At 47.2% G+C, this 769-nt stretch carries 1 pseudogene; it reads right to left on the minus strand.

Annotated elements, in window-relative coordinates:
• A pseudogene (locus tag A3739_RS29320) lies at positions 1–769 on the minus strand (chromosome segregation protein SMC); the annotation flags it as partial.

Genomic DNA, 769 nt, shown 5'->3' on the forward strand with positions numbered 1-769 from the left:
CAGCTCGTTGCAGACGCTGACTCTCAAATTTCAACTCTTGCTCGATCTTTGCGATCTCGGCGCCAGATTGATAGTAACGAGCCTGCACCGATTGCATCGCTTCGGCAGACTCTTCTATATTCGAACGCAACACCTCAATTTTTGATTGCCCAGTTGCCTTATCAAGCACCAAGCTTTCGACCGCCGACTCACAACGAGCCGACTTAATCTCCAACTCCTGTTTTTGCTCATCCAAACCTAGCCACTGCAAAGCAGATATTTTTGCCTTCAGCGCACGTTCATTTGCCTTGAACCCTTTGTATCGTTCAGCAGCATTCGCTTGACGCTTGAGTGTTTCGAGTTGCTTAGACAACTCCTCTCGAATATCCGTTAGTCGATCCAAATTTTCAGTGGTCCGGCGCATTCGATTTTCGGTTTCTCGCCGCCTTTCCTTGTACTTGGAGATACCTGCAGCTTCTTCTAGATAAACGCGCAACTCTTCGGGCTTACTCTCGATCAAGCGGGAGATCATTCCCTGTTCAATAATGGCATAACTTCTAGGCCCCATGCCTGTACCGAGAAAGATATCCGTTACATCTCGACGACGACACTTTGCGCCATTTAGGTAGTATTGAGATACACCCTCTCTCGTGACCTGACGCTTGATAGAGATTTCAGTAAATGCTGCATGCTCACCAACCAACGGCCCTTCACTATTGTCAAATAGCAACTCAATAGAGGCCTTTCCTACCGGCTGACGATGTGTAGAACCATTAAAAATAACATCTGT

The organism is Oleiphilus sp. HI0067 (genome assembly GCF_001635735.1).